The organism is Flavobacterium sharifuzzamanii, from assembly GCF_003254585.1.
GTDB classification, from domain to species: Bacteria; Bacteroidota; Bacteroidia; order Flavobacteriales; family Flavobacteriaceae; genus Flavobacterium; species Flavobacterium sharifuzzamanii.
Window position 1 is genome coordinate 104894 of record NZ_QJGZ01000036.1, and the last position, 23763, is coordinate 128656.

Sequence of the window (23763 nt, forward strand, 5' to 3'; positions counted from 1 at the left end):
TAGGATTCATTTTAACCCAAACTAGCCAAAATTGAAAATAGTAAATAAGTTCTATCCGCACGCCCTTGTTATCTTGGGCTTTATTTTTGTTTCGTTAATTTATTTTTATCCAGTTCTGCAAGGAAAACAAATCTTCCAGTCTGATATTGCTCAATACACCGGAATGGCAAAAGAGCAAAATGACTTTAGAGCTGCAGAAAATGCTGAGCCTTATTGGACAAACTCTGCTTTTGGAGGTATGCCAACGTATCAGCTTGGAGCAAATTATCCGAACGATTTTATTGGTAAAGTTGATGACGTTTTGCGTTTTCTTCCACGTCCTGCAGATTACTTATTTTTATATTTCCTTGGTTTTTATGGCTTATTGTTAGTTTTAAAAACAGATCCTTTGAAAGCCTTTATAGGTTCAATTGCATTTGGTTTTTCAACTTATATGATTATCATTTTAGGAGTTGGACATAATGCCAAAGCGCATGCAATAGCCTATATGCCTTTGGTAATAGCTGGATTTATACTCGTCTTTCAGAAGAAGTATATTAAGGGTGGTCTGCTCACCATGTTTGCTGTTGCATTAGAAATTAGTGCCAACCACTTCCAGATGACCTATTATTTATTGATTTTCTTATTGATACTTTCAGGTTATTTTGCTTTTAATTATATCAAAGAGAAAGATTTTAAAGGACTTCTAATTTCTTGCGGAGTTTTATTAGTTGCTGGAATTTTTGCATTGGGTGCCAACGCTGGTAATTTAATGGCAACAAACGAATATGCTAAATATAGTATCAGAGATAAAAGTGAGCTGACTTTTAATCCAGACGGATCTAAAAATGAAACCACTGCATCGATGACTACAGATTATATTACAGAATATAGTTATGGTATTGCGGAAAGTTTAAATTTAATTGCTCCAAGAATTTTTGGAGGTTCTAGTCACGAAAATGTAGGTACAGATAGCCGTATGTATGCATTTATGCTTGAACAGGGAGTTCCTACTTCTCAAGCTCAAGATTTTGTTTCTGGAATGCCAACGTATTGGGGAGATCAGCCAATTGTTTCGGCACCAGCTTATATTGGAGCTGTAGTTTTCTTTTTGGCAGTTTTAGCTTTGTTTATTGATGAAAGAAAAATCAAATATGTTTTCCTTACTGGAGCACTTTTTACTTTAGTGCTTTCTTGGGGTAAAAACTTCTCTTTGTTAACAGACTTTTTTATTGAATATGTTCCGCTTTACGATAAATTTAGAGCAGTATCTTCAATTCAGGTTATATTAGAATTATGTTTTCCTGTTTTAGCCGTTATGGGATTACAGTCATTTTTTAAAGCTAAAGACGAGCCGAAATTACAGCAGAAAGCATTAGTGCAGACGGGAGTTTTTGGTTTGGGAGTTCTCGTTATTCTTTTAATAGCAAAAAGCTTTTTCCATTTTACAGGAATGAACGATAATGTTTATTTGGAAAGTTACGGACCAGGATTTGTTGATGCTTTAAGAGAAGATAGAATGACTATGTATTATGCAGATTTGTTAAGATCTGGATTCTTAATTATAGTGACATTTGTGGTTCTTTGGATGTTTGTAAAGAACAAATTTTCTCAAACTACAACTTTAATTGTGGTTGGAATCGTAATGATTTTTGATCTGTTCTTTGTGGATAAAAAATACGTTTCTGCTAAAGATTTTGTGAGCCCAGTTCAAATTGCAGCGCCTTTCCAAGAAACGCAGGCAGATGCTCAGATTTTAAAAGATACTTCAGTTTACCGTGTATTTGATCTTCAAGGACAATTACAAGGACGATCTTCTTATTTCCATAAAACAATTGGGGGCTATAGTGCTGTAAGACCAAGAAGAATGCAGCAATTGTATGATTACCAAATTGCTAAAAATAATTTAGAAGTGCTTAATATGTTGAATGTTAAGTATGTGATTCAAGTGGATAAAGACGGAAACCAAATTCCTGCTGTTAACCCAGATGCTAACGGAAATGCTTGGTTTGTGGGTGCAGTAAAACTGGTAAATAAACCAGATGATGTAATGAAAGCGTTGAATACTTTGGATACTAAAAAAGTTGCAGTATTTAATGTTCACGAACATGAAAGCAAATTCCAAAATGCAAGATTAAAGAAAGCTTTCGATACTACAGGAGCTATTAAGGTTGTTACTTATAAGCCAAATTATATCAAATACAAATCGGAAAATAACGGAGACGGTTTAGCTGTTTTCTCTGAAATGTATTATAAAAATGGCTGGAACGCTTATATTGACGGTAAACTAACAGATCATTTCCCTGTTGATTATGTTTTAAGAGCAATGGAAATTCCTGCTGGAAAACACACTATTGAATTTAAATTTGAGCCTCAGATTATTAAAACAGGAGGTACAATTACTTTAATAAGTTCAATTGGAATGCTGTTGCTTTTAGCTGGAGGGATTTATTTTGAAAGTAGAAATTCTAATAAGAAAAAAGAAGTCTAGAATTCCAAAATTCTAAATTTGCACTTTAAAAATAGTAAACTCATTTTCGTTGGAACAAAAAAAACTTTTAATAATTACCTATTACTTTCCGCCTGCGGGTGGGCCAGGGGTACAGCGTTGGCTAAAATTTGTAAAATACCTTCCTGAATTTGATGTTCAGCCAATAGTTTATGTTCCAGAAAACCCGACTTATCCAATTGTTGATGAAGGTTTAGTAAGCGAAATATTAGATAAAGTAATTGTTTTAAAGAATAAAATTTGGGAGCCTTACCAATTGGCTTCCATTTTTTCGAAAAATAAAACCAAGAAAATTAGTTCGGGCATTTTTCCGCAAAAGAAAAAACAGACTTTTTTGGATAAGACATTTCTTTGGGTTAGAGGAAATCTTTTTATTCCAGATGCACGTGTTTTTTGGGTAAAACCATCTGTTTCTTATTTAGAAAAATACATTAAAGACAATAATATTGACACGATTGTAACTTCTGGACCACCGCACAGTTTGCATTTAATTGGTTTAGAATTGCAGCAGAAATTAAAAGTAAAATGGTTTGCCGATTTCCGTGATCCTTGGACAACAATCGGATATCATAAAGCACTTCGTCTATCTTCTTATGCCGAAAAAAAGCATAAAAATTTAGAGCATAAAGTACTTAACTCAGCAGATGAAATCATTGTAACAAGTAAAACTACAAAAGCTGAATTTGAAGCAATTACTAACAAACCCATCACGGTAATTACAAATGGTTACGATGTTGAAACTGTAGAAAAACAAACTTTAGATACAAAATTTACATTAGCTCATATTGGTTCATTCTTGTCTGATAGAAACCCACCATTTTTATGGGAAGTTTTGGTTGAATTGCTTCAAGAAGTTCCAGAATTTAAGTCTCATTTAGAAATAAAATTAATTGGAGCAGTAAGTCAGGAAGTTTTAGATGCTATTCAAGAACATCAATTAAAAGATTATTTGAATTTAGTGGGTTACGTTTCTCATAAAGAAGCCGTTGCACACCAAAGAAAATCTCAAGTTTTACTTTTAATAGAAATTAATTCTGAGGATACTAAAAGCATTATTCCAGGAAAATTATTCGAATATATGGTATCAAACCGTCCAATAATCGCTATTGGGCCTCAAGGTTCTGATTTTGCCGATATTGTTACTCAGACGAATACTGGAGTATTTTTTGATTATTCTGAAAAAGCGAAGTTAAAAAGTGTACTTTTGGACTTTTTTAATCAGTTTTTGGAAGGGAAGCTGCAATCGCATGGGATTGGTTTACAGCAATATTCAAGAAAAAACCTAACCAAACAATTAGCCCAGCTGATTAAAGGATAATCAATTAAACATCAAATACAATCTAAACTCAAGAAATGGGTATTGTCTTAAATCAGTCTTTTAAAAACACTATAATTACATACATTGGTTTTGGTATCGGAGCCATTAATACATTATATCTTTATCCCGTTTTTCTTGGGGCAACTTATTACGCATTAACAAATTACATTACTTCTGCAGCAAACGTAATTATGCCTTTGTTCGCAATTGGAATGCAGAATACGCTTGTAAAATTTTATTCGCAGTATAAAACAGAAGAAGAAAGAGAGCAGTTTTTATCTTTTACAGCGCTGTTTCCAATTTTAATGTGTATTCCGTTAGGACTTATCGGAATCTTCTTCTATGACGATATAACCGATTTTGTTTCTAAAGAAAACCCAGTTGTTCGTGAGTTTATGCTTCTTATTCCGTTTATCGGAATCTGTATGGCTTATTTTGAAATTTTTTATGCCTGGGCGAGAGTGCATATGCATTCGGTTTTTGGGAACTTTATTAAAGAAGTCGGTTTAAGACTGCTTTCTACATTTGCTTTGATCGGATTGTATTTCAATTGGATCAGCTTAGTTCAGTTTGTTTACGTTACTGCTGGGATTTATTTTCTTGCTTTTATCGTAACCATGTTTTATGCCTTCTACATCAAAAAGCCGAATTTCCAGATTACAATACCTGAAAATGTAAAGGCAGTAATGGAGTATACTTTTTATATTATCTTGTCAGGAAGTGTAGCCAATTTGCTTCTAGACGGTGATAAACTGATGCTGAATCAATACATGAAGATTGAGAATATCGCTTATTATTCTGTGGCAACTTATATCGCTTTGGTTATTTCGGTGCCGAGTCGCGCCATGCATCAAATCGTATATCCAATTACAGCCAAATTAATGCATGAAAATAAACATGACGAATTGAATCAGCTATACAAAAAAACGTCAATTAATTTACAGATTGTCGGCGGATTTGTAATGTTATGCATTTTTGTGAATATCAGACAATTATATGAATTGGTTCCAAAGGAATACAGTGGCGGTATCTCAGTTGTGTTTATGATTGGTCTTTCAAAATATTTTGATCTGATTTTAGGAAATAATAACGCCATTATTTTCAATACCAAATATTACCGAATGGTATTGTATTTAGGATTAATGCTGGTTGTTTTAACTGTGATTTTAAATATGTTGTTCATCCCTGATTTTGGAATTATGGGTTCAGCATTTGCAACACTTTTATCTATTACATTATACAGTTTAGCAAAATTACTTTTTGTAGTTAAGAAGCTTGATTTGTATCCTTTTACCAAGCAGACAATTCATTCAATACTTCTGACATTTGCATTGTTTTTATTGTTTTATTTCTGGGAATTTCCGTTTTTTCAATTAATCAGTATTGCTTTAAAATCGATATTGGTGACCATTTTATATCTGTATTTGAACTATAAGTTCAAGATTTCGTCAGATATTAATAATGTGATTGATTCGATTCTCAAAAAGTTAGGCGTTAAAATTTGATGTGATTTTTCTGTAAAAAAGAAAACAATTTAAAGAATCGTAGCTTTTTTGTTTCTATATTTGTTAGAAAGGATAACTAATTTATTTCTAATTGAATATGAAAATAAAAGTACTTAGGTCATTAGCTTTCTTTTTTGTCTTGTTTTCTTTTTCGGTAATTGCTCAGAAAAATAATCTGAAAAGCCCTGAAAAAGATTCTATAGCAGTAAAACTAAAAGGTTATCCTGTTAAGCCTTTTAACGACACGCTTTTTTTTATTTATCATAATGTTGGATCCTTTTCTGCAAAAGAGCGGGCACAATACATTACAGATAAAATTAAAAGGTTGTACAATGAGTCCTTTTTTGAAAAAGACTCTATAAAAGTTATTCCTTCTGATGTTTCTATGGATATTGTGTATCAAAGTGATTTGGTAATAATGTCTGTTCTAGAAGCCGATGCAAAAGCGGAAAATACTACAATAAAGGTTATTGCCAATCGCAATCTGGATAAAATTAAAAGCGCAATACTTTTTCAGAATGAAAATTATTCACAATTGCCAAAACGAATTGGCTACACAGCGTTATTGGTTCTTATAATTGGCATAGTTTTATTTTTGACGTCTAGGATATTTAATTTTATTAAAAAATATATTGTAAAAAATAGAGCAAAGTATTTTAAAGGGGTAAGTTATAATTCCATTAAAATATTATCTCCGGAGAAGCAACTGGTTCTATTGCTTCGAATTTTTGGTGTTATAAAGATAATAACGCTTATTTTAATAGTCTATCTTTCGCTTCCTGTTTTATTCAGCATTTTTCCAGCAACAAAAGACTACACTACAACATTGCTTAGATGGATTTTAACTCCTGCAAAATCTGCCTTTATGGGATTTGTTGGTTTTCTTCCGAGCTTATTTACCATAATTGTAATCATCGTTATTTTTAAATATTCAATCAAAATAATTAAGTTTTTCTTTTATGAAATAAAATCAGAGAATATTAAGATTAGTGGTTTTTATAGCGATTGGGCATTGCCGACATTCAATATTATCCGTCTTTTGATGTATGCTTTTATGCTGGTGATTATTTTTCCGTACTTGCCAGGCTCAGATTCTCCAATTTTTAAAGGAGTTTCGGTATTTGTTGGGGTTTTATTTTCGCTTGGTTCTTCTAATGCGATTGCCAATATGGTGGCAGGTTTGGTTATTACCTACATGCGTCCGTTTAAGATTGGAGATTTTATAAAAATTGGTGATGTGAGTGGGGAAGTGATAGAAAAAACGGCTTTGGTCACTAGAATAAGAACACCAAAATTTGAAGATATTACGATTCCAAATGCTACCGTTTTATCGAGCACTTCTACCAATTATTCGGCAAATACAAATCACTCGACTAACGGATTATTAATTCATACGACAGTGACAATTGGATATGATGTTCCTTGGAAAGACATTCACGCTGCTTTGATTGATGCTGCCGGAAAAACAGAAATGACAGAAAAAGAACCTAAACCGTTTGTGCTTCAAACCAGTTTAGACGATTTTTATGTTTCGTATCAAATCAATGTTTATACAAAAGAGCCTACAAAACAGCCACGGATTTATTCTTCGCTTCATCAGAATATTCAAGATTCTTTTAATGCTGCGGGTATTGAGATCATGTCACCACATTACAGTGCTTTGCGCGACGGAAATACCACAACGATTCCGCCAAATTATTTAAAAGAAGATTATGAATCTCCTGTTTTTAATATTAAAAATAAAGGTTAAATAATTGATAACGAGTGATTAAATTTAAAACTTTAACACTTGAATACTTTGTAATTAATCGAATAAAAATTAACTTTAGCATGAATGTTTAGCAATACTTTGCTTAAATCGCAGGTTTTTTTCTAACAAAACGATTAAATGTAGGTATTTTTTTATTTTTTAGAATTAAATATTTTTGCAGGAAATTACGAATAAAAGTGTAACCAGAATTAATTGTAGATTAGTAATTATGAAGTACAATCATCTCAGCCATGAACAAAGCATGCAAGTATTTTCTAATATGATATCAAACAAAGTTCATAACGGATTTACTTTAGAAGAAAGAAATGATGAGCTTCTTTTTGCAGTCTTATCTAAAGGCGGAAAAGTGGTGAATCACAGTTTAAATTTTATGATTTTCTGTTTAACTCTAGGTTTGTGGTCATTTGCGTGGCTTTATCTCACTTTTGAGGCTTCAAAACAGAAAAAGATTTTAGTAGCTATTGATGAAGACGGTCTTCCTTTTGAGGAAAGATGTTTAGTAGCTTAAGAACATTAAAAAAGAGAAATAAAATATAAAGCCATAAATACAAACTAATCAATTGTATTTATGGCTTTGTTATTTGAAAACGGCTAGAGGTGCTACAATTTATCTTTTAAATAAACTCCTGTTACAGATTCTTTTACTTTTAGAATATCTTCTGGAGTTCCAGATGCCAATAAACGACCTCCATTTTCTCCACCTTCAGGTCCTAAGTCAAGTATCCAATCGGCGCATTTAATTAGATCCAGATTATGTTCGATTACAATTATCGAATGTCCTTTTTCTATTAAAGCATCAAACGATGCCAAAAGTTTTTTAATGTCATGAAAGTGCAGACCAGTTGTAGGTTCGTCAAAAACGAATAAGGCTTTTTCTTTTGTTGCACCTTTTACAAGGAAAGAAGCCAACTTAATACGCTGTGCCTCTCCGCCAGATAAAGTAGAAGAAGATTGCCCTAATTGAACATATCCTAAACCAACATCTTGCAGAGGCTGCAATTTTTGAGTGATTTTAGATTGTTTGTTTTTTTCGAAAAAAGCAATAGCATCATCAATTGTCATCGTAAGAATATCATTGATGTTTTGATTGTCGAAAGTAACTTCTAAAATCTCTTTTTTAAATCGTTTTCCTCCGCAGGTTTCGCAAGGAAGTGAAACATCGGCCATGAAAACCATTTCGACATTTATAGAGCCTTCTCCTTTACAAGTTTCGCAACGTCCACCGTCAACATTAAAAGAAAAGTGTTTGGCTTGATAACCTCTTATTTTTGACAATTTTTCTTTGGCATACAAATCACGAATATCATCATAAGCTTTGATATAGGTAACCGGATTTGATCTAGAGCTTCTCCCAATAGGATTTTGGTCAACGTATTCAATATGTTTAATGTGAGAAAAAGATCCTGAAATCTCGGTAAATTGCCCTGCTTTTTCAGCAGCACTCTCTAATTTTTTCTGAACGGCAGGAAACAAAATTTTCTTTATTAAAGTACTTTTCCCACTTCCAGATACCCCTGTTACAACAGTTAGAACATCTAAAGGAAAAGTGACATCAATATTTTTTAAGTTGTTTTCGCGTGCACCTATAATATCTATATGATTTTTGAATTTTCTTCTTCTCTTTGGAATAGAAATTTCTAAGTCTCCATTAAGATATTTCGCTGTCAAAGAATCAGACTTTAGAATTTCATCATAAGTTCCTTGAGCAACCAATTTTCCTCCAAAAGTTCCTGCCTCAGGACCAATATCAATAATCATATCGGCAGCTTTCATGATATCTTCATCATGTTCGACCACAATTACCGTGTTGCCAAGATCACGAAGAGAAAGCAGTACTTTGATTAATCTTTCAGAATCTTTAGGATGCAGACCAATACTTGGTTCGTCGAGGATATACATAGAGCCAACCAAGCTGCTTCCAAGAGAAGTAGCCAAGTTAATTCGCTGCGATTCACCTCCAGAAAGAGTGGCAGAATTTCTATTTAAGGTAAGATAGTCTAAACCAACTTCAGATAAAAAAGATAAACGATTATTAATTTCGATCATTAATCGTTTGGCAATCTGCTGTTCGTATTGATTTAATTCGATGTTTTTGAAGAATGTAACCAAATGTTTAATTGGTAAATCAACCAAATCAGAAACTGTTTTTCCATTGATTTTCACATACGAAGCTTCTTCGCGTAAGCGTTTTCCTTTACAGGCATAACATTTGGTTTTTCCGCGGTAACGTGATAACATTACTCGGTTTTGAATCTTATAATTTTTTTCTTCTAATTCCCTAAAGAAATCATTCAATCCTTGAAAATATTGATTTCCAGTCCAGATTAAATCTTTTTGCTCTTCAGTTAATTGGAAATAAGGTTTGTGAATTGGGAAATCAAATTTGTAGGCATGTTTTACCAATTCATCTTTATACCAGCTCATGCTTTCGCCGCGCCAAGGATAAATGGCACTTTCATAAATAGACAATGCAGTGTTTGGAACCACAAGGTCGGCATCAATACCAATTATATTGCCGTAGCCCTCACAAACAGGACATGCCCCGTATGGATTGTTGAAACTGAATAAATGAACATTTGGCTCTAGAAAAGTCATTCCGTCAAGCTCAAAATTATTCGAGTAAGAAAATCTTTTTTCGCCATTTAATTCTTGGAGATAGCAGATTCCTTTTCCTTCAAAAAAAGCAGTCTGAACAGCATCGGCTAGACGATTGTAGAATTCTTCTTCATCCTTTACAACAATACGATCAATAATTAGTAGAATATCTTTATTATCAAATTGATGTAAATCTGAAGCAGAAAATTCATCTAGACGAACCATTTCGTTATCAACCAAAATACGAGCAAAACCTTGCTGTAAAAGTACTTTCAGTTTGTCTTCAAGCTGTCTGCCTTCTTCAAGATGAATAGGAGCAAGCAAAAGCCATCTACTATCAAGAGGAAGACTTTTAACATCAGAGATAACATCTGTAACCGTATTTTTTTTGACTTCCTGTCCAGAAATAGGAGAGTACGTGCGCCCAATTCTAGCAAACAAAAGTTTGATGTAATCGTATATTTCTGTAGAAGTTCCAACAGTAGAACGGGCATTGGTTGTATTTACTTTTTGCTCAATTGCAATTGCGGGAGCAATACCTTTAATATATTCTACTTTCGGTTTGTCTAAACGCCCCAAAAACTGACGAGCATAAGACGACAAACTTTCTACATAACGTCTTTGTCCTTCGGCATATAAAGTATCAAAAGCTAAACTCGATTTTCCTGATCCTGAAAGACCTGTAATAACAACCAGTTTATTTCTCGGAATAACTACATCTACATTTTTTAAATTATGTACTTGCGCTCCTTTAATTATAATATTTGATTTTGGATCTATTTTAGAAAGGTCAATTTGCATAAAAAAGTCAATTTTTACAAAAGTAATCAATTTTGAATTGGATTTAGTTAAGGATTTAGTTCCAAATCTTAACTATTTTATCATAAAAAAAGCTTCCTGATGGATCTCTTTTGTCAGAAAAAAATCAGTTTTTAAAAGGTGAAAAGATGCAGTTTAAAGTTTTTTTTAGAAAATTGTCGAGTATTTGTTTATTTATTAGAGGAAAAATTGTAATTTAAATTCAGATTTAATGTAGTAATTAAAATTTATCTTGCTAATTGTAAGTTATTTATGTTTGTTTTTTAACATTTTTTGAGAGCTTTTGTTTTACGGATTTTTAGCTCTTTTTAGGTAAATTTTATGTTTATTGTACATTAATAAAAGTTTTACTAATAATAATTAATGATTTTATTTGCTTTTTAAAAGTAAAATTTGTTAAATTTGGTCGCAATATTAACATAACCAAAAAAGATACGCCTATATAAAAAAACTACTTTTTAGAAAATACTCCAAATTTTAAAATAAAACTAAAAAAAGTAGTTATTATGGCTGATCTGCATACTCCAGACGCTCTATTAGTAAAAAATTATGTTGACGGCAGTGAAGCTGCTCTAGCAACATTAATAAAAAGGCACGAGTCTAAGATATATGGATTCATATATTCTAAGATAGCTGATAGAGATATTTCAAATGATATTTTTCAAGACACATTTATTAAAGTTATTAAAACTTTAAAAAGCAATTCGTACAACGAAGAAGGTAAATTTTTGCCTTGGGTAATGCGTATTTCTCATAACTTAATCGTTGATCATTTTCGTAAAACCAAAAAAATGCCAATGTATAGAGAAACAGAAGAATTTTCTATCTTCTCTATAATGTCAGACGATGCGCTTACAATTGAAGGCAAAATGATTGTAGATCAGGTAGAACTTGATTTAAAAAAGCTAATTGAAGAACTTCCTGAAGATCAAAAAGAGGTACTTGTAATGCGTATGTACCAAGATATGAGCTTTAAAGAAATCTCAGAAGTAACAGGCGTAAGCATCAATACAGCACTTGGAAGAATGCGTTATGCACTGATGAATTTGAGAAAAATAATAGATAAACATCAAATTATTTTAACCAACTAATACTATTTTGATAATTAGCCCGTTATACTAGTATAAAACATTCTTGATAGTATGGGGAAAATTTACTCAAAAAAAGCACAAGCTTCTAAAAATCTTAAACCTAAAAAAGAAGTCGTTTCTTTTTTACTTAATTATTCGAAAGCCTTAACTGTTGTTAAGATTGACGATAAAAATTTTGAGATTATAGCTAATTAAACAGCCCACTGCTCCTGTCGGATGTTTATAAAAAAAAACAAACCAAATGGTCGTTTTGGTTTAAGAACTCACAGTTTGTATATTTTATACAAGTTGTGAGTTTTTTTTGTTTGTGATTTTGTGTAAAAAATATAAGTTTTTTACAGCATTTTTCTCTCTATTTGTTAAAATTTAATATTTTGATTGGATTTTATGGGTTTGTTTAGTTTTTAATTCTATTTTAGTTAAAAAACTAGTTTTTTAGTCGTTGTAAATGCATTTATCAAGTGTTATTCGTATTGAAAGATTGGTTTTAGCTAAGAATTATAAAAATAATACATTAAAAATTAAATATTTAACCCCAAAACAGATTGTTTATGAAGAAAAACTACCCTGCTTTATTTTGTTAAGTTTGATGTTCATCTGATTTTTTGAGAGACTATTTGGACCAGCAAATGTTACTCATAAAATGGTAATAAAAGATAATTTTTGAACCAGTTTAATTATCTCTTTTACTGTACCTCAAAACAAGCTAAGAAAATCATTTAATCACCAAAACTTAACCGCAAAATGAAAGAGAACATTAAAATGTTGTCATGCTTATTAATGATAAGTATTGGCGCATTTGCTCAGAAAGACAAAATTAAAGAAGCACAGTCTTTGTTTGATAAAGGAAATAGCCAAGACGCTTTGGCAATTTTAACCAAAACAGAATACCTTATTCTTAACGCATCAGATGAAGACAAATCTGATTATTACTACTTAAAAGGAAATGTCCTAAAAGATTTGGCTGTAAAAAATGTAGATGCAGCTAATAATTTTACGTTGGCATCGCAATCATATCAAGATGTATTCTTGTATGAGAACGAATCTGGTAAATTTAAATGGACAATTAAAGCTAATATGGCTTTAAAAGACATGAAAGCCAGTCTTGTAAATGGAGCAATGGCTGATTTTAATGCCGGAAAATTTAAAGAAAGTGCCGAGAAAAGCTATAAAGTGTATTTATTCGATAAGAAAGATACTATCAACTTGTATAATGCAGCATCTTCGTCTATAAATGCAAAAGATTTCAACGCAGCCGTTACCTATTACGAACTTTTGAAAAAGATTAATTTCTCTGGAAAAGGAGTTTTGTATTATGCTACAAACAAGAAAACAAAAGAAGAAGACGCTTTCGTTTCGCCAAAAGCTAGAGAATCAGCGATTCAGCAGGGATTCTATGAAAAACCAAGAACAGAATCTGTGCCTTCTAAAAAAATAGAAGTAAATAATAATCTTGCTTATGCGTACCTTGAACGAAAAGATTATTCTAAAGCCGAAACGGTATATAATTATGTTTTAGAATTGAATCCAAATTATGTAGACGCCTATATTAATCTGGCTTACTTAAAGTTGCAAATGAAGAAAGACTTGGCCGACGAAATATCTTCATTGGGAACTACTCCAGCTGAGATGCAGAAGTACGATAAGCTCAATGCTAGAAAAGATGATATTACAAGAAGCGCAATTCCATATCTGAAAAAAGTGCTTACACTAGAACCGAAAAATCCAGATGCAACAAAAACATTGCTAGGTGTTTATAGATCGCTTGATATGACAGCTGAATATAATGCTTTAAAAGCGGGAATGTAGTTTCTGTTAAAAGAGACAAAGTTGCAAAGATGCAGAGGCACAGAGTTTTTCTTTGTGCCTTATTTTTTTGAAACTGTTTTTTCTAGTTCTTCAATTAGAGATTTCTTTCCGACAGTCTTAGTAATAATGTCTTTTTCAAGATTCCATCCGCGCGCGGGAGAATATTCTCGTCCGTACCAAATAATCTGCAAATGCAAGTCATTCCATAATTCTCTTGGAAATAATCTTTTAGCATCTTTCTCGGTTTGCGCTACATTTTTACCGTTAGATAAATTCCATCGGTACATCAATCTATGAATATGTGTGTCAACAGGAAAAGCAGGAACGCCAAAAGCCTGCGACATTACAACGCTTGCCGTTTTATGTCCAACCGCTGGTAAAGCCTCAAGAGCTTCAAAACTTTGAGGAACTTCGCCATTATGCTTTTCAATTAAAATTTCAGACAAACCATGAATCCCTTTTGATTTCATTGGAGATAAACCGCACGGACGAATAATTTCTTTGATTTCCTCCACCGACATTTTAACCATATCATACGGATTATCAGCTTTTGCAAAAAGCAACGGTGTAATCTGATTCACACGAACATCTGTACATTGAGCAGATAATAAAACAGCTATCAAAAGCGTATAAGGATCTTTATGGTCAAGTGGAACAGGTATAGTAGGGTAGAGTTCTTTTAAGGTGTCGATAACAAATTGTACGCGAGCTTCTTTATTCATTTCCGTGTTTTTAATACTGTAAAAATAGTATAATTTTAATGATGTGCCTAATCCAGCTTTCCGTTTCAACTCCTCATTATGCTAGCAACATTTTTAAGTATTTAAAAGAGCTTCCGTTGGTCGCTTTTTAAATACAAAAAATTTAAGCTATCATAATTCCGGGTTTTCACTTCAATCTGGGGCATAAAAGAGTTATGAATTATAAGTTATGAGTTAAGAGTTGTGAGTTAAAAGTTATCTTTGTCAATAATCTAAAATCAGCAATGCAAAATAAAAATATATGACAACATTAAAAGCAGGAGATAAAGCACCCAATTTTTCAGGAACAGATCAAGACGGAAAAGCACATAAACTGGCAGATTACGCAGGAAAGAAACTGGTTGTTTTCTTTTACCCAAAGGCAAGCACACCTGGATGCACAGCTGAGGCCTGTGATTTGAGAGATAATTTTCACCGTTTTCAAGCAAATAATTATGAACTTCTTGGTGTTAGTGCTGACAGTGCAAAAGCACAAATTAAGTTTAAAGATAAATACGAATTGCCTTTCCCGCTAATTGCAGACGAAGATAAATCGGTTATTAATGCATTTGGAGTTTGGGGACCAAAGAAATTCATGGGAAGAGAATACGACGGAATTCATAGGACTACTTTTGTAATCAACGAAAAAGGAATTATCGAAGAAGTAATCGAGAAAGTAAAAACAAAAGAACACGCTTCTCAGATTTTGAAATAAGTTTTTTTGTTTCAAGTTTCAAGTTTTCTTTGTTTGAAGTTTTGGGCTGAATAAAAATTTTAACGCAAAGCTCGCAAAGTTTTTTTGCAAAGTTTCGCAAAGGTTTACAATTTGAATTAAAGTTTTTTTAAGTCCTCAAAGCATAGAGGTAATACTACTTTGAGGACTTAAAAAACTTTTACAATGCTCTATATAATTTCTCTGCGAGCTTTGCGAAAAAACTTTGCGAGCTTTGCGTTAGAAAAAAAAATCAGTTCAAAACCTGAAATATGAAACAAAAAAAAAGTCCCTTTTTAGGGACTTTTTTTATTGTTTATTTTGTTCTAATTCTTTCTGCGGATGATACCCAAAAAGATGATGTTCTTTTATGATTTCTGGAATACCAGGAGGAAGCATTGGTTCCCAGCCAGTTTTACCTTGATTGATCATTTTTAGAATTTCCCTAGAGAAAACATCTAGAATATTTGGATCATAATCTTCAATATCAACCACTTTTCCATTGAATTTAAAGAATTTGTATAATTCTTTCATTCTAGGATGAACTTTTAAATTGTTCGAATTCATCAATGAGCCATCTTCGTCTAACATTGGATATAAGAATACTTTCATGTCACGATAGAATAATTTTCCGAAAGCCTCTAAGATTCCTCCACTTAAGTGGCGATAGTATTTTTCGTCAAAAATATCAACAAGGTTATTTACACCCATTGCTAATCCCATACGAGCTTTGGTGTAATTAGCAAAATACTCTACTACTTTATAGTATTCTTGGAAATTCGAAATCATTACCGTTTGACCAAGAGAACAAAGCAATTCAGCTCTATCCATAAAGTCTCTCTCGTCAATTTCCCCATCTGACCTTAAATTCGAAAGTGTAATTTCAAAAATTACTAGCGTATTATTTTTTTCAACCTTATTTTCTTTGAGAAACATTTCCAAAGATTTCTCGTACATGTCCATATTTACTTTAGTAACAGGACGGAAACTTCCTCTTAAAGCCAAAAGGTTCTTTTTGTACAAGATAGCAGCCGGAAGAATATTTTTCCCTTCTGGGTTAAACATTACGGCATCTGTCATTCCGTTTTTAACCAATTGTAAACTCATCAAACGATTGTCTACATCAGCAAAACGAGGTCCAGAAAAGTTAATGGTATCGATCTCTAATTGATCTTTGTCTAAGTGATCGTATAAGTAGCGAAGTAATCGTTTTGGATCGTTGTATTTGTAAAAAGCACCGTAAATTAAGTTAACTCCTAAAATACCAAGTGTCTCTTGTTGTAATCTTGCATCTGTCTCTTTAAAACGAATATGAAGTATAATTTCATTATAAGCTTCATCTGGCTCAATTTGGTAACGAATTCCAACCCATCCGTGACCTTTAAACTGTTTGGCGAAATCTATAGTTGCTACAGTGTTAGCGTAACTAAAGAAAAGTTTTGTTGGGTGTTTTTCTCTGCTTAAACGCTCTTCAATAATCTGGCTTTCATGGGTAAGCATTTTTTTTAAACGCTCTTCGGTAACATATCTTCCATCAGTTTCAGCACCATAAACGGCGTCGCTAAAATCTTTATCGTAGGCAGACATCGCTTTTGCAATAGTTCCTGAAGAACCTCCGGATCTAAAAAAATGCCTAACTGTCTCTTGTCCAGCGCCAATCTCAGCAAATGTTCCGTAAATGTTTTCGTTTAAATTAATGCGTAACGCTTTGTCTTTTATAGAAGGAATCTGTTCGATGACCTTGTCACCTTTGAGTTTTATTTCTGTACCCATTTTGTTTTAAATAGATTTGTTACAAAGTTAGTAAATTAGGAGTCTAATGAAAGAGAAATAATCCTATTTTTGTAAAAAAATTAAGTTCAATTGAAGGTTTATTTTTTAGGTACAGGTACTTCTCAAGGTATTCCAATTATCGGAATCGATCATCCAGTTTGTAAAAGCACTGATGCTAAGGATAAAAGGCTTCGTGTATCCATTTGGATAACATGGGACGAGTACTCTTACGTCATTGACTGCGGTCCTGATTTCAGGCAGCAGATGCTTTCATGCGGATGCCGAAAACTCGATGCGATTCTTTTTACACACGAACATTCCGATCACACTGCTGGTTTAGATGATATTCGTCCGTTTAATTTCAGACAAGGAGAAATTCCTATTTATGGACACAAACGTGTTTTAGATAATCTGAGACGCCGTTTTGATTACGTTTTTGAAACAGTAAATAAATACCCGGGAGCTCCAAGTGTAAAAACAATCGAAGTGCAAAACAATGCGCCTTTTGCTGTTGGAGATAAAATGGCAATTCCGATAAATGCTATGCATGGCGATTTACAGGTTTTTGGATACAGAATAGAGGATTTTGCCTATTTAACCGATGTAAAAACGATCGAACAAGCTGAAGTTGAAAAACTGAAAGGAATAAAAGTTTTGGTTGTAAATGCTTTGCGAGTTGAACCTCACGATACTCATTTTAATCTTCAAGAAGCGCTTGATTTTATTGATCTAGTTAAACCTGAAAGAGCTTATTTAACCCATATAAGTCATGTTTTAGGCTTTCATGAAGAAGTGCAGAAACAACTTCCGGCAAATGTTTTTCTGGCATACGACAATTTAGAAATTACAATTTAATTATACCACACAATGAAAAAATCCTTAATGCTTTATCTTTTTATTCTTGCCATTTTAATGAATGTCTTCACATATTCGTTTTATAGCGGAGAGGTGAAATTTGCAGAAAATAGATATGATAAAACAACTAAGAAACTAAGAGACAGCATTAGTCTTATGAAAAATAAGTTGGCAGAAGCAGATTATTTTTCTTTAGAACATAACGAAAATGCACAAAACTACTTTGATAACAGTGCTTCTGGCGGGAAAGTGATTTTGTATGAAAAATTGATTCCAGTTGTGACTGAAAAACTACTAGATTTCAATTCAAATCCAAAAGGGAATCCTTATACGGGACAAGATCAGATTGGACCGAATAAATTTATCATCAATAAAGTAAAAATTTTAAACCACCGTTGGATCATTGCAGATTATAGTAATGGTGAATTATGGGGAGAAGTCTTGTTAAAATACTTTGTTGATAACGACGATAATATTACCTTTGAAGTAAATCAAACTTGGTTATATCAAAAATAGGATTTTATAATCCTATTTTTTTTTGACCTTTAAATAAATTTAGGATTATGAAAAAGATATTTTTGTTTTTGATTATGGCAAGTGCAATTTCTTGCGGAAAGAAAATTTCTCAAGAAAATACCAGCACAACTCCAAAAGAACCTAAAAAAGAAGCTGTTGTAGGAGGAGATTCTGATTCTCATGGCTGTAAAGCTTCAGCAGGCTACACTTGGTCAGTTCTGAAAAAAGAATGTATCCGAGTTTTTGAAAATAGCACAAGGCTAAATCACGCTGAAGATGGAAAAAAGTACTCTACTGTTTCCTATGTAATTTTTGATGGAAATAAAGCAGAACTTTTTTTAGATACTCAAAAGGAATCCATTATTCTTGAAAGAAAATCAGAAGGTGATTCTTGGGTTAACGGCGATTGGCAGTTAATTCCTTGGAAAGGCTATGTTCTGAAAAAATCAGGGAAGATACTTTATACGGGAGAATAGTGTTCAGTATTTAGTGTTCAGTCGCAGTATTCAGTTCCAGTTTTCAGTTTAGAACTTTGTCAAAGTTTCAAACTTTGACCAAGTTTTTTTCATGATTCAAGACTGAAAACTGCGACTGCGACTGAATACTAAATAATCTCTTTAATAAACTCAGAATCTACAATCTGAGCAAATTCTTCGTTTAAACTTGCTAAAGCAGTTTGATGTATTAATTCGGCAGAGAAATCTTCTCCGTTTAAGCCTTTTTTATTGAAAGTAGCTGTAGCATCAGAAACCAGATAAACATTGTAACCGAAATTTCCAGCCATTCTAGTTGTGGTAGAAACACAATGATCTGTTGTTAAACCAACAATTACCAAATCAGTAATTTTGGCATTGTCAAGAAGCTCTTTTAAATTTGTTCCAATAAAAGCGCTATTGACATTCTTTTTGATTACTGTTTCTCCTTCAAGAGGTTTTACTACATCTTGAAATTCATTTCCAGGATTTGTTTCGTTTAAAATCGAATTTGGATTTGAAGAACAGTGCTGAACGTGAAAAATAGGCAGTTTTTTGGCTCTCCAAATTTCCAAAAGTTCGCCAGATTTTTGCTCTGCATCAACATTATTTCGATCTCCGCCCCAGTAAGCAACGTCATGAAAACCTTTTTGGATATCAATTAAAATTAAAGCGGGATTATCAAGTTTTGAAATGCTCATTTTATAAAGGATTTAGTGTAAACTGCGACTGAAAACTAACTAAGCAACCAATTCCTAAAATCAAAGAAATTCTGAGGAGCAACTCCATGCCCAACAGGATATTCTTTATAAGTAAGCGGAATATTTAATTTTTCTAAAGCAGCGGGTGTTTTTCTTGCCCATTCAATTGGAATAACTTGGTCTACAGTTCCGTGTGATGCGAAAAATTTTAAGTTTTTGAAATTATTGTTTTCAAAACCTTCTTTGATGATTTCTTCATTAAAATAACCACTCATTGCCACAACTCTCTGAATTTTTTCAGGATAAGAAAGCGCGGTTGCATAACTTAAAATAGATCCTTGGCTAAATCCAATTAAAGTGACATCATTAGTATCAATTGGATAATTTGCTGCTAATTCATCAATAAAAGTAGCAATTACATCTCTTGAAGTTTTAGCTTGTTCATTGTCTGAAAATTTGTTTTGATCTGCATCAAAATTGATAGCATACCAAGCATAAGCACCATATTGTAAATCGTAAGGCGCTCTTGCAGAAATGATATAATAGTTATCTGGAAGTTCAGAAGCAAAAGAGAATAAATCGGCTTCATTGCTGCCATATCCATGCAATAAAAGCAACAACGGATTTTTATCTAAAATTACTTTTGGTTCTCTTATTTTATATTCTAAAGATAGATTCATTTTTTTAGTGTTCAGTGTTCAGATTTCTAGTGTTCAGCTTGAGCTTTGTCAAAGTTTTGAGACTTCTCGTTTTTGAATTTGGATTTTAAAACTTGGAATTTTAAAAATTAACCAATTTTTTTAAACCATTTTTGAAACAAATCCCCAACTAAAGGAATTGGTCTCATTTGCCCTTGAATAGCATTAAAAATTCCAAAAGTCCAAAGAATTGAAATGCAAATCCACATTGGGAAAGTGATAAAAAAGCTGTCAAAATTGCTGATGATAGCTCCGAAAGAAATGAAGGTTAGAGATAACCCTAGAGATTGACGGATATGAAAAGAAGCAAAACTGTTTTTGTTCTCAGAGTTCATGCTCATGGCGATTAAAACACCAATAATAAGAATGTAACTCGTAATAGCAATTGGTTTTCCTTCTTCGACTGAATTATTATTCATTGTGTTATTTTGTAACTAATTGATTTTGATTTAAAATTCCGTACACAGAACCTTTAAGTTCAGTTCCTAAGAAAGCAGAATTTTTAGATTTTGAAAGAATGTTTTCTTTTGTAAAAGTTGATTTTCCTTCTGTTGTAAACAAAGTTAGGTTTGCTTTTGCACCTTCTTCAATAATATTGCTTTCTAAACCAAAAACATTTCTGGCAGCCGTTAATTTAGAAACAACGGTTTCAACAGGTAAAACCGTTAATAAAGCTCCGAAAGCACTTTCTAAACCAATTGTTCCATTTTTAGCTGTATCAAATTCCATTTTTTTGAATTCAATATCAATAGGATTGTGGTCAGAAGTAATCATGTCGATAGTTCCGTCTGCAATTCCGTTTAGTAAAGCTTGTCTGTCAACTTCTGTTCTTAATGGAGGTGTAACTTTAAAACGAGTGTCAAATCCGTCTAGTTTTTCATCCGTTAAAACTAAATGATGAATCGAAACACTTGCAGTAACATTTAAACCTTTTGCTTTAGCTTCTCTGATTAATTCAACCGATTTTGCAGTAGAAATTGTCGGAATATGAAGTTTTCCGCCAGTGTATTCCAATAAAAATAAGTTTCTAGAAATTTGAAGTTCTTCGGCTAAGTTCGGAATTCCTTTCAAACCTAATCTTGTAGAAACAATGCCTTCATTAGCAACTCCATTTCCTTTAATGTTTGGATCTTGAGAGTAGGCAATTACCAATCCGTCAAAATCTTGTACATACTGTAAAGCAATTTTCAGGATGTTAGCGTTGTCGATGCTTTTGTTATAATCTCCAAAAGCGATTGCTCCTGAGTTTTTCATGTCAAAAAGCTCTGCCATATCTTTTCCTTCACTAGCTTTAGTTAAAGCACCGATTGGGAAAATTTCTGTAGCAGAACCATTTGCTTTGTTTTTTACAAAATTCACCTGAGATTGATTGTCAATAATTGGCAACGAATTCGGCTGTAATGCGATTGCTGTGAATCCGCTTTTTGCTGCCACGTTCAGTCCGTTTGCGATAGTTTCTCTGTCTTCATAGCCTGGCTCGCCCAGTGAGACACTGCTGTCAAACCAGCCTTGAGAAACATGAAGATTTTCAAATCGTACTACTTCTGCATCATCATTTGGAAGAGAAACTCCTATTTTTTCTATTACACCATCTGCAATTAAAAGATCAACGGTCTGATTGTGAAACGGACTTTTTGAGTCGATAATTTTGGCGCTTTTGATGATTAGTTTCATATTTTGGATATTTATTTTATTAAAACATTAAATGTTTTTTATTTACTACCATTAAGAAATTAAGTTCATAAAGCGAGAAACTTAATTTTCTGGGCATTTAGAATAAGATCATAAAGGAAAAACTTAATAATCTTAACGCCTTAATGGTGAAAAAAAATCATTTTACAAATTTTATAATTGCCATTTCTAATGCTAAAAATAACAGTGCAAAGATAACAAACCATTTCCAAATTTGGCTGTCTGTTCTTTCTGTTTGTAACGTATTGAAAATGGTCGAAATTGTGTCGGCAGTTTTGAAATCTGAAACTATATTCGTGTTTACTTGACTCAAATCGCTTTCGGTTCTTTTGTAGTTAAAACTGATATTTTCAACCCATTCTTTTTTGTCAAAAATGCTGTAATTTCCAGCTGTTTCAGGAAAATCATTAAACGTTAATTTGACTTTGTTGTTCAAAATCTGCTGAATTGGAATAAACGAATCGTCTGTTCCTTTCACTTCCAAAATAGCATCTTTAGTCAAAAGAACATCAACAAAATAAGGCTGATTGTTTCCAATTGTTAAAGCGTTTACACCAGTTTTCTGATTGTTTTGAGCAATTTTGTAAAATAATGGAACGATTAAAGGTGATTGCTGAAAATTAGAGTTTGCACTATTGATAGGTGCTGTAAAAACCGTTATTCCAGAAACCTGATTTTGAACAGCGGTTACAAAAGCAGTCTGATCTTCAAACGAAAGAACGGCAGGATAAGAACTTGAAACGGCAAATGAACTATTTACTTTTGGATATTGAAAGTTGGTTATTTTGTTTTCAAAGACGCCCGAAAATAAAGGATGATCAAAATTAATTTTAGTGATTAATTTACTGTTGGTTTCTAAATTTCCAAATTGAATTTTTCCGAAATTCCCCAATAATGCATTTAAGCTAGAAAGAGAAGTTTTCTCAGACGGAATGACAACTAAATTTCCGCCTTTAGAAACAAAAGCTTTCAAAGTGGTTTGCAGTGCTTGCGGAATATCAACCAATTCATTTAAGATAATAGTATTTTGTTTTTCTAAACTATTATAATCCAAAGAACCGATTGGGTAATTGTTATAGTTGAATTCTGCTGAAGTATAAATTCTCGATAAGAAATTGCTTTTTTCAGGTTCGCCAATGCTGATAACGTTTGTTTTTTTGTTTTTTGAAATACTGAAAAACAATTTGTTGTCGTAAGTCAGTCCATTATCTTCAATTGTTACATATCCATGGAAAGCTTCTTTTGGAATAGTAAAATTGATTGTCTTTTTCTTCGTGTCAAAATTAACAATGGTCTTCGCAATCAATTTGTTTTGATTGTAAAGAGCCGTTGAGACAGGTTTGAAATCTTCACCATAAGCTGATAAATTAATGCCAATTTCGTAGAAGTTTTCTAAAGTCTGATTGATGTAAACGCTGTCAATTGAAACATTATTTTTCTGTTCTGCTTCTGGAACGATAAAGTATGGTTTTTCTTCAAAATCTAAACTTTTAATAGCTGCCTCTTTCAAACCAACAGCATCAGTAATAATGACAATATCTTTTTTATGAGCCGATTTGTGTGCTTTTATTTTGGCTGTAATTGCCGAAAGATCAAAAGGAGAAGCGCTGTATTTTAAGTTTTGTAAAGCACTTTTAGATGATTTAATATCGGTATTCCAATAGTTTTCGGTGTTGGTTAAAAGTGAAAATTGAGTGTTTTCGGGAGTGTTTTCGAGCAATTCCTGAACGGCTCTTTTCAGTAATTCTCCTTTTTTGCCTTTTGCTTGCATACTGAAAGAATTGTCCAATACAATATACATCTCATTTGACGCGTTCTTACTGTCGGCGGCTTCAAAAAAAGGTTGTGCAAAGGCAATAATAGCACAGGTAAGCAATAATAAACGTGTCGCTAATAATAGACGTTTTTTAATTTTAGAACTTTTACGAGTCTGAATAGCAAGCTCTTTTAAAAATCGAACGTTGGTAAAATAGGAAGTTTTAAATCGTCTTAATTGAAATAAGTGAACCAAAATTGGAACGATCAATAAAAACAGAAAGTATAGAATTTCGGGATGTTTAAAATGCATTCTGGCTTCGATTTACTTCACTACGTTTTGTTTTTCGCGAAGATGCTGGTCAAAAATACAAATTAAAATTATTAAACCATATAAGTAGGAGAATTATGAATTGTAAATTATAAATTGAAAATGTATTAATGGGCAATCA

At 32.6% G+C, this 23763-nt stretch carries 19 protein-coding genes; 11 read left to right on the top strand and 8 right to left on the bottom strand.

The genetic code is table 11. The features are described from left to right. Positions 1-31 precede the first annotated feature (31 nt). The 5 genes from DMA14_RS07110 to DMA14_RS07130 all read left to right on the top strand — a co-directional run bounded on the left by DMA14_RS07110 (position 32) and on the right by DMA14_RS07130 (position 7590). Positions 32-2470: a YfhO family protein gene (locus tag DMA14_RS07110; RefSeq protein WP_111424071.1), complete on the top strand. Its 2439-nt coding sequence runs from the start codon at positions 32-34 to the stop codon at positions 2468-2470. Between the two features lie 49 nt (positions 2471-2519). Further along, positions 2520-3806 carry a glycosyltransferase family 4 protein gene (locus DMA14_RS07115; protein WP_111424072.1) on the top strand — a complete coding sequence of 429 codons (1287 nt, stop codon included), beginning with the start codon at positions 2520-2522 and terminating at the stop codon, positions 3804-3806. Between the two features lie 35 nt (positions 3807-3841). Continuing rightward, positions 3842-5311: an oligosaccharide flippase family protein gene (locus DMA14_RS07120; protein WP_111424073.1), complete on the top strand. Its 1470-nt coding sequence runs from the start codon at positions 3842-3844 to the stop codon at positions 5309-5311. A gap of 97 nt (positions 5312-5408) precedes the next feature. After that, positions 5409-7061, top strand: a complete 1653-nt coding sequence (locus DMA14_RS07125; protein ID WP_111424074.1) for a mechanosensitive ion channel family protein — start codon at positions 5409-5411, stop codon at positions 7059-7061. A 280-nt stretch (positions 7062-7341) separates the two neighbouring features. Continuing rightward, on the top strand, positions 7342-7590 hold the full coding sequence (locus DMA14_RS07130; RefSeq protein ID WP_236940403.1) for a hypothetical protein: 249 nt from the start codon (positions 7342-7344) through the stop codon (positions 7588-7590). A gap of 92 nt (positions 7591-7682) precedes the next feature. On the opposite strand, the gene uvrA is transcribed toward DMA14_RS07130, so the two are convergent. Then, on the bottom strand, positions 7683-10478 hold the full coding sequence (uvrA, locus tag DMA14_RS07135; protein ID WP_111424075.1) for an excinuclease ABC subunit UvrA: 2796 nt from the start codon (positions 10476-10478) through the stop codon (positions 7683-7685). A gap of 524 nt (positions 10479-11002) precedes the next feature. On the opposite strand from uvrA, the gene DMA14_RS07140 reads away from it, so the two are divergent. Then, entirely contained in the window at positions 11003-11587 is a 585-nt protein-coding gene (locus DMA14_RS07140) for an RNA polymerase sigma factor (protein WP_111378620.1), read from the top strand. A gap of 744 nt (positions 11588-12331) precedes the next feature. Next, positions 12332-13396: a tetratricopeptide repeat protein gene (locus DMA14_RS07145; RefSeq protein ID WP_111424076.1), complete on the top strand. Its 1065-nt coding sequence runs from the start codon at positions 12332-12334 to the stop codon at positions 13394-13396. 59 nt (positions 13397-13455) lie between these two features. Here the strand turns inward: DMA14_RS07145 and DMA14_RS07150 are convergent, their stop codons facing one another. Further along, on the bottom strand, positions 13456-14118 hold the full coding sequence (locus DMA14_RS07150; RefSeq protein ID WP_111424077.1) for an endonuclease III domain-containing protein: 663 nt from the start codon (positions 14116-14118) through the stop codon (positions 13456-13458). A 280-nt stretch (positions 14119-14398) separates the two neighbouring features. Between DMA14_RS07150 and bcp the strand changes: the two genes are divergently transcribed. Further along, positions 14399-14851 carry a thioredoxin-dependent thiol peroxidase gene (gene bcp, locus DMA14_RS07155; RefSeq protein WP_111424078.1) on the top strand — a complete coding sequence of 151 codons (453 nt, stop codon included), beginning with the start codon at positions 14399-14401 and terminating at the stop codon, positions 14849-14851. 306 nt (positions 14852-15157) lie between these two features. On the opposite strand, the gene DMA14_RS07160 is transcribed toward bcp, so the two are convergent. After that, positions 15158-16621, bottom strand: coding sequence for a TonB-dependent receptor (locus DMA14_RS07160; RefSeq protein ID WP_111424079.1), 1464 nt, complete (start codon positions 16619-16621; stop codon positions 15158-15160). A 90-nt stretch (positions 16622-16711) separates the two neighbouring features. Between DMA14_RS07160 and DMA14_RS07165 the strand changes: the two genes are divergently transcribed. The 3 genes from DMA14_RS07165 to DMA14_RS07175 are packed head-to-tail and all read left to right on the top strand — an operon-like array spanning position 16712 to position 18468. Further along, positions 16712-17476 carry an MBL fold metallo-hydrolase gene (locus DMA14_RS07165; protein WP_111424080.1) on the top strand — a complete coding sequence of 255 codons (765 nt, stop codon included), beginning with the start codon at positions 16712-16714 and terminating at the stop codon, positions 17474-17476. Between the two features lie 12 nt (positions 17477-17488). Continuing rightward, positions 17489-17992 carry a hypothetical protein gene (locus DMA14_RS07170; protein WP_111424081.1) on the top strand — a complete coding sequence of 168 codons (504 nt, stop codon included), beginning with the start codon at positions 17489-17491 and terminating at the stop codon, positions 17990-17992. A gap of 47 nt (positions 17993-18039) precedes the next feature. Beyond that, positions 18040-18468, top strand: a complete 429-nt coding sequence (locus tag DMA14_RS07175; protein WP_238989927.1) for a hypothetical protein — start codon at positions 18040-18042, stop codon at positions 18466-18468. A 128-nt stretch (positions 18469-18596) separates the two neighbouring features. Here the strand turns inward: DMA14_RS07175 and DMA14_RS07180 are convergent, their stop codons facing one another. From DMA14_RS07180 to DMA14_RS07200, 5 genes are all read right to left on the bottom strand, one after another. Beyond that, the gene (locus tag DMA14_RS07180; protein ID WP_111424082.1) at positions 18597-19166 is read right to left on the bottom strand and encodes a cysteine hydrolase family protein; all 570 of its coding nucleotides are present in this window, start codon (positions 19164-19166) and stop codon (positions 18597-18599) included. 35 nt (positions 19167-19201) lie between these two features. Then, positions 19202-19846, bottom strand: coding sequence for an alpha/beta hydrolase (locus DMA14_RS07185; RefSeq protein ID WP_111424083.1), 645 nt, complete (start codon positions 19844-19846; stop codon positions 19202-19204). 107 nt (positions 19847-19953) lie between these two features. After that, a complete protein-coding gene (locus tag DMA14_RS07190; protein ID WP_111424084.1) occupies positions 19954-20283 on the bottom strand; it encodes a hypothetical protein in 330 nt (109 codons plus the stop codon). A gap of 4 nt (positions 20284-20287) precedes the next feature. Next, complete coding sequence (locus tag DMA14_RS07195) at positions 20288-21538, bottom strand: dihydroorotase (protein WP_111424085.1); 1251 nt, start codon at positions 21536-21538, stop codon at positions 20288-20290. A 157-nt stretch (positions 21539-21695) separates the two neighbouring features. Beyond that, positions 21696-23624: a BatA domain-containing protein gene (locus DMA14_RS07200; protein ID WP_111424086.1), complete on the bottom strand. Its 1929-nt coding sequence runs from the start codon at positions 23622-23624 to the stop codon at positions 21696-21698. Positions 23625-23763: the final 139 nt, after the last annotated feature.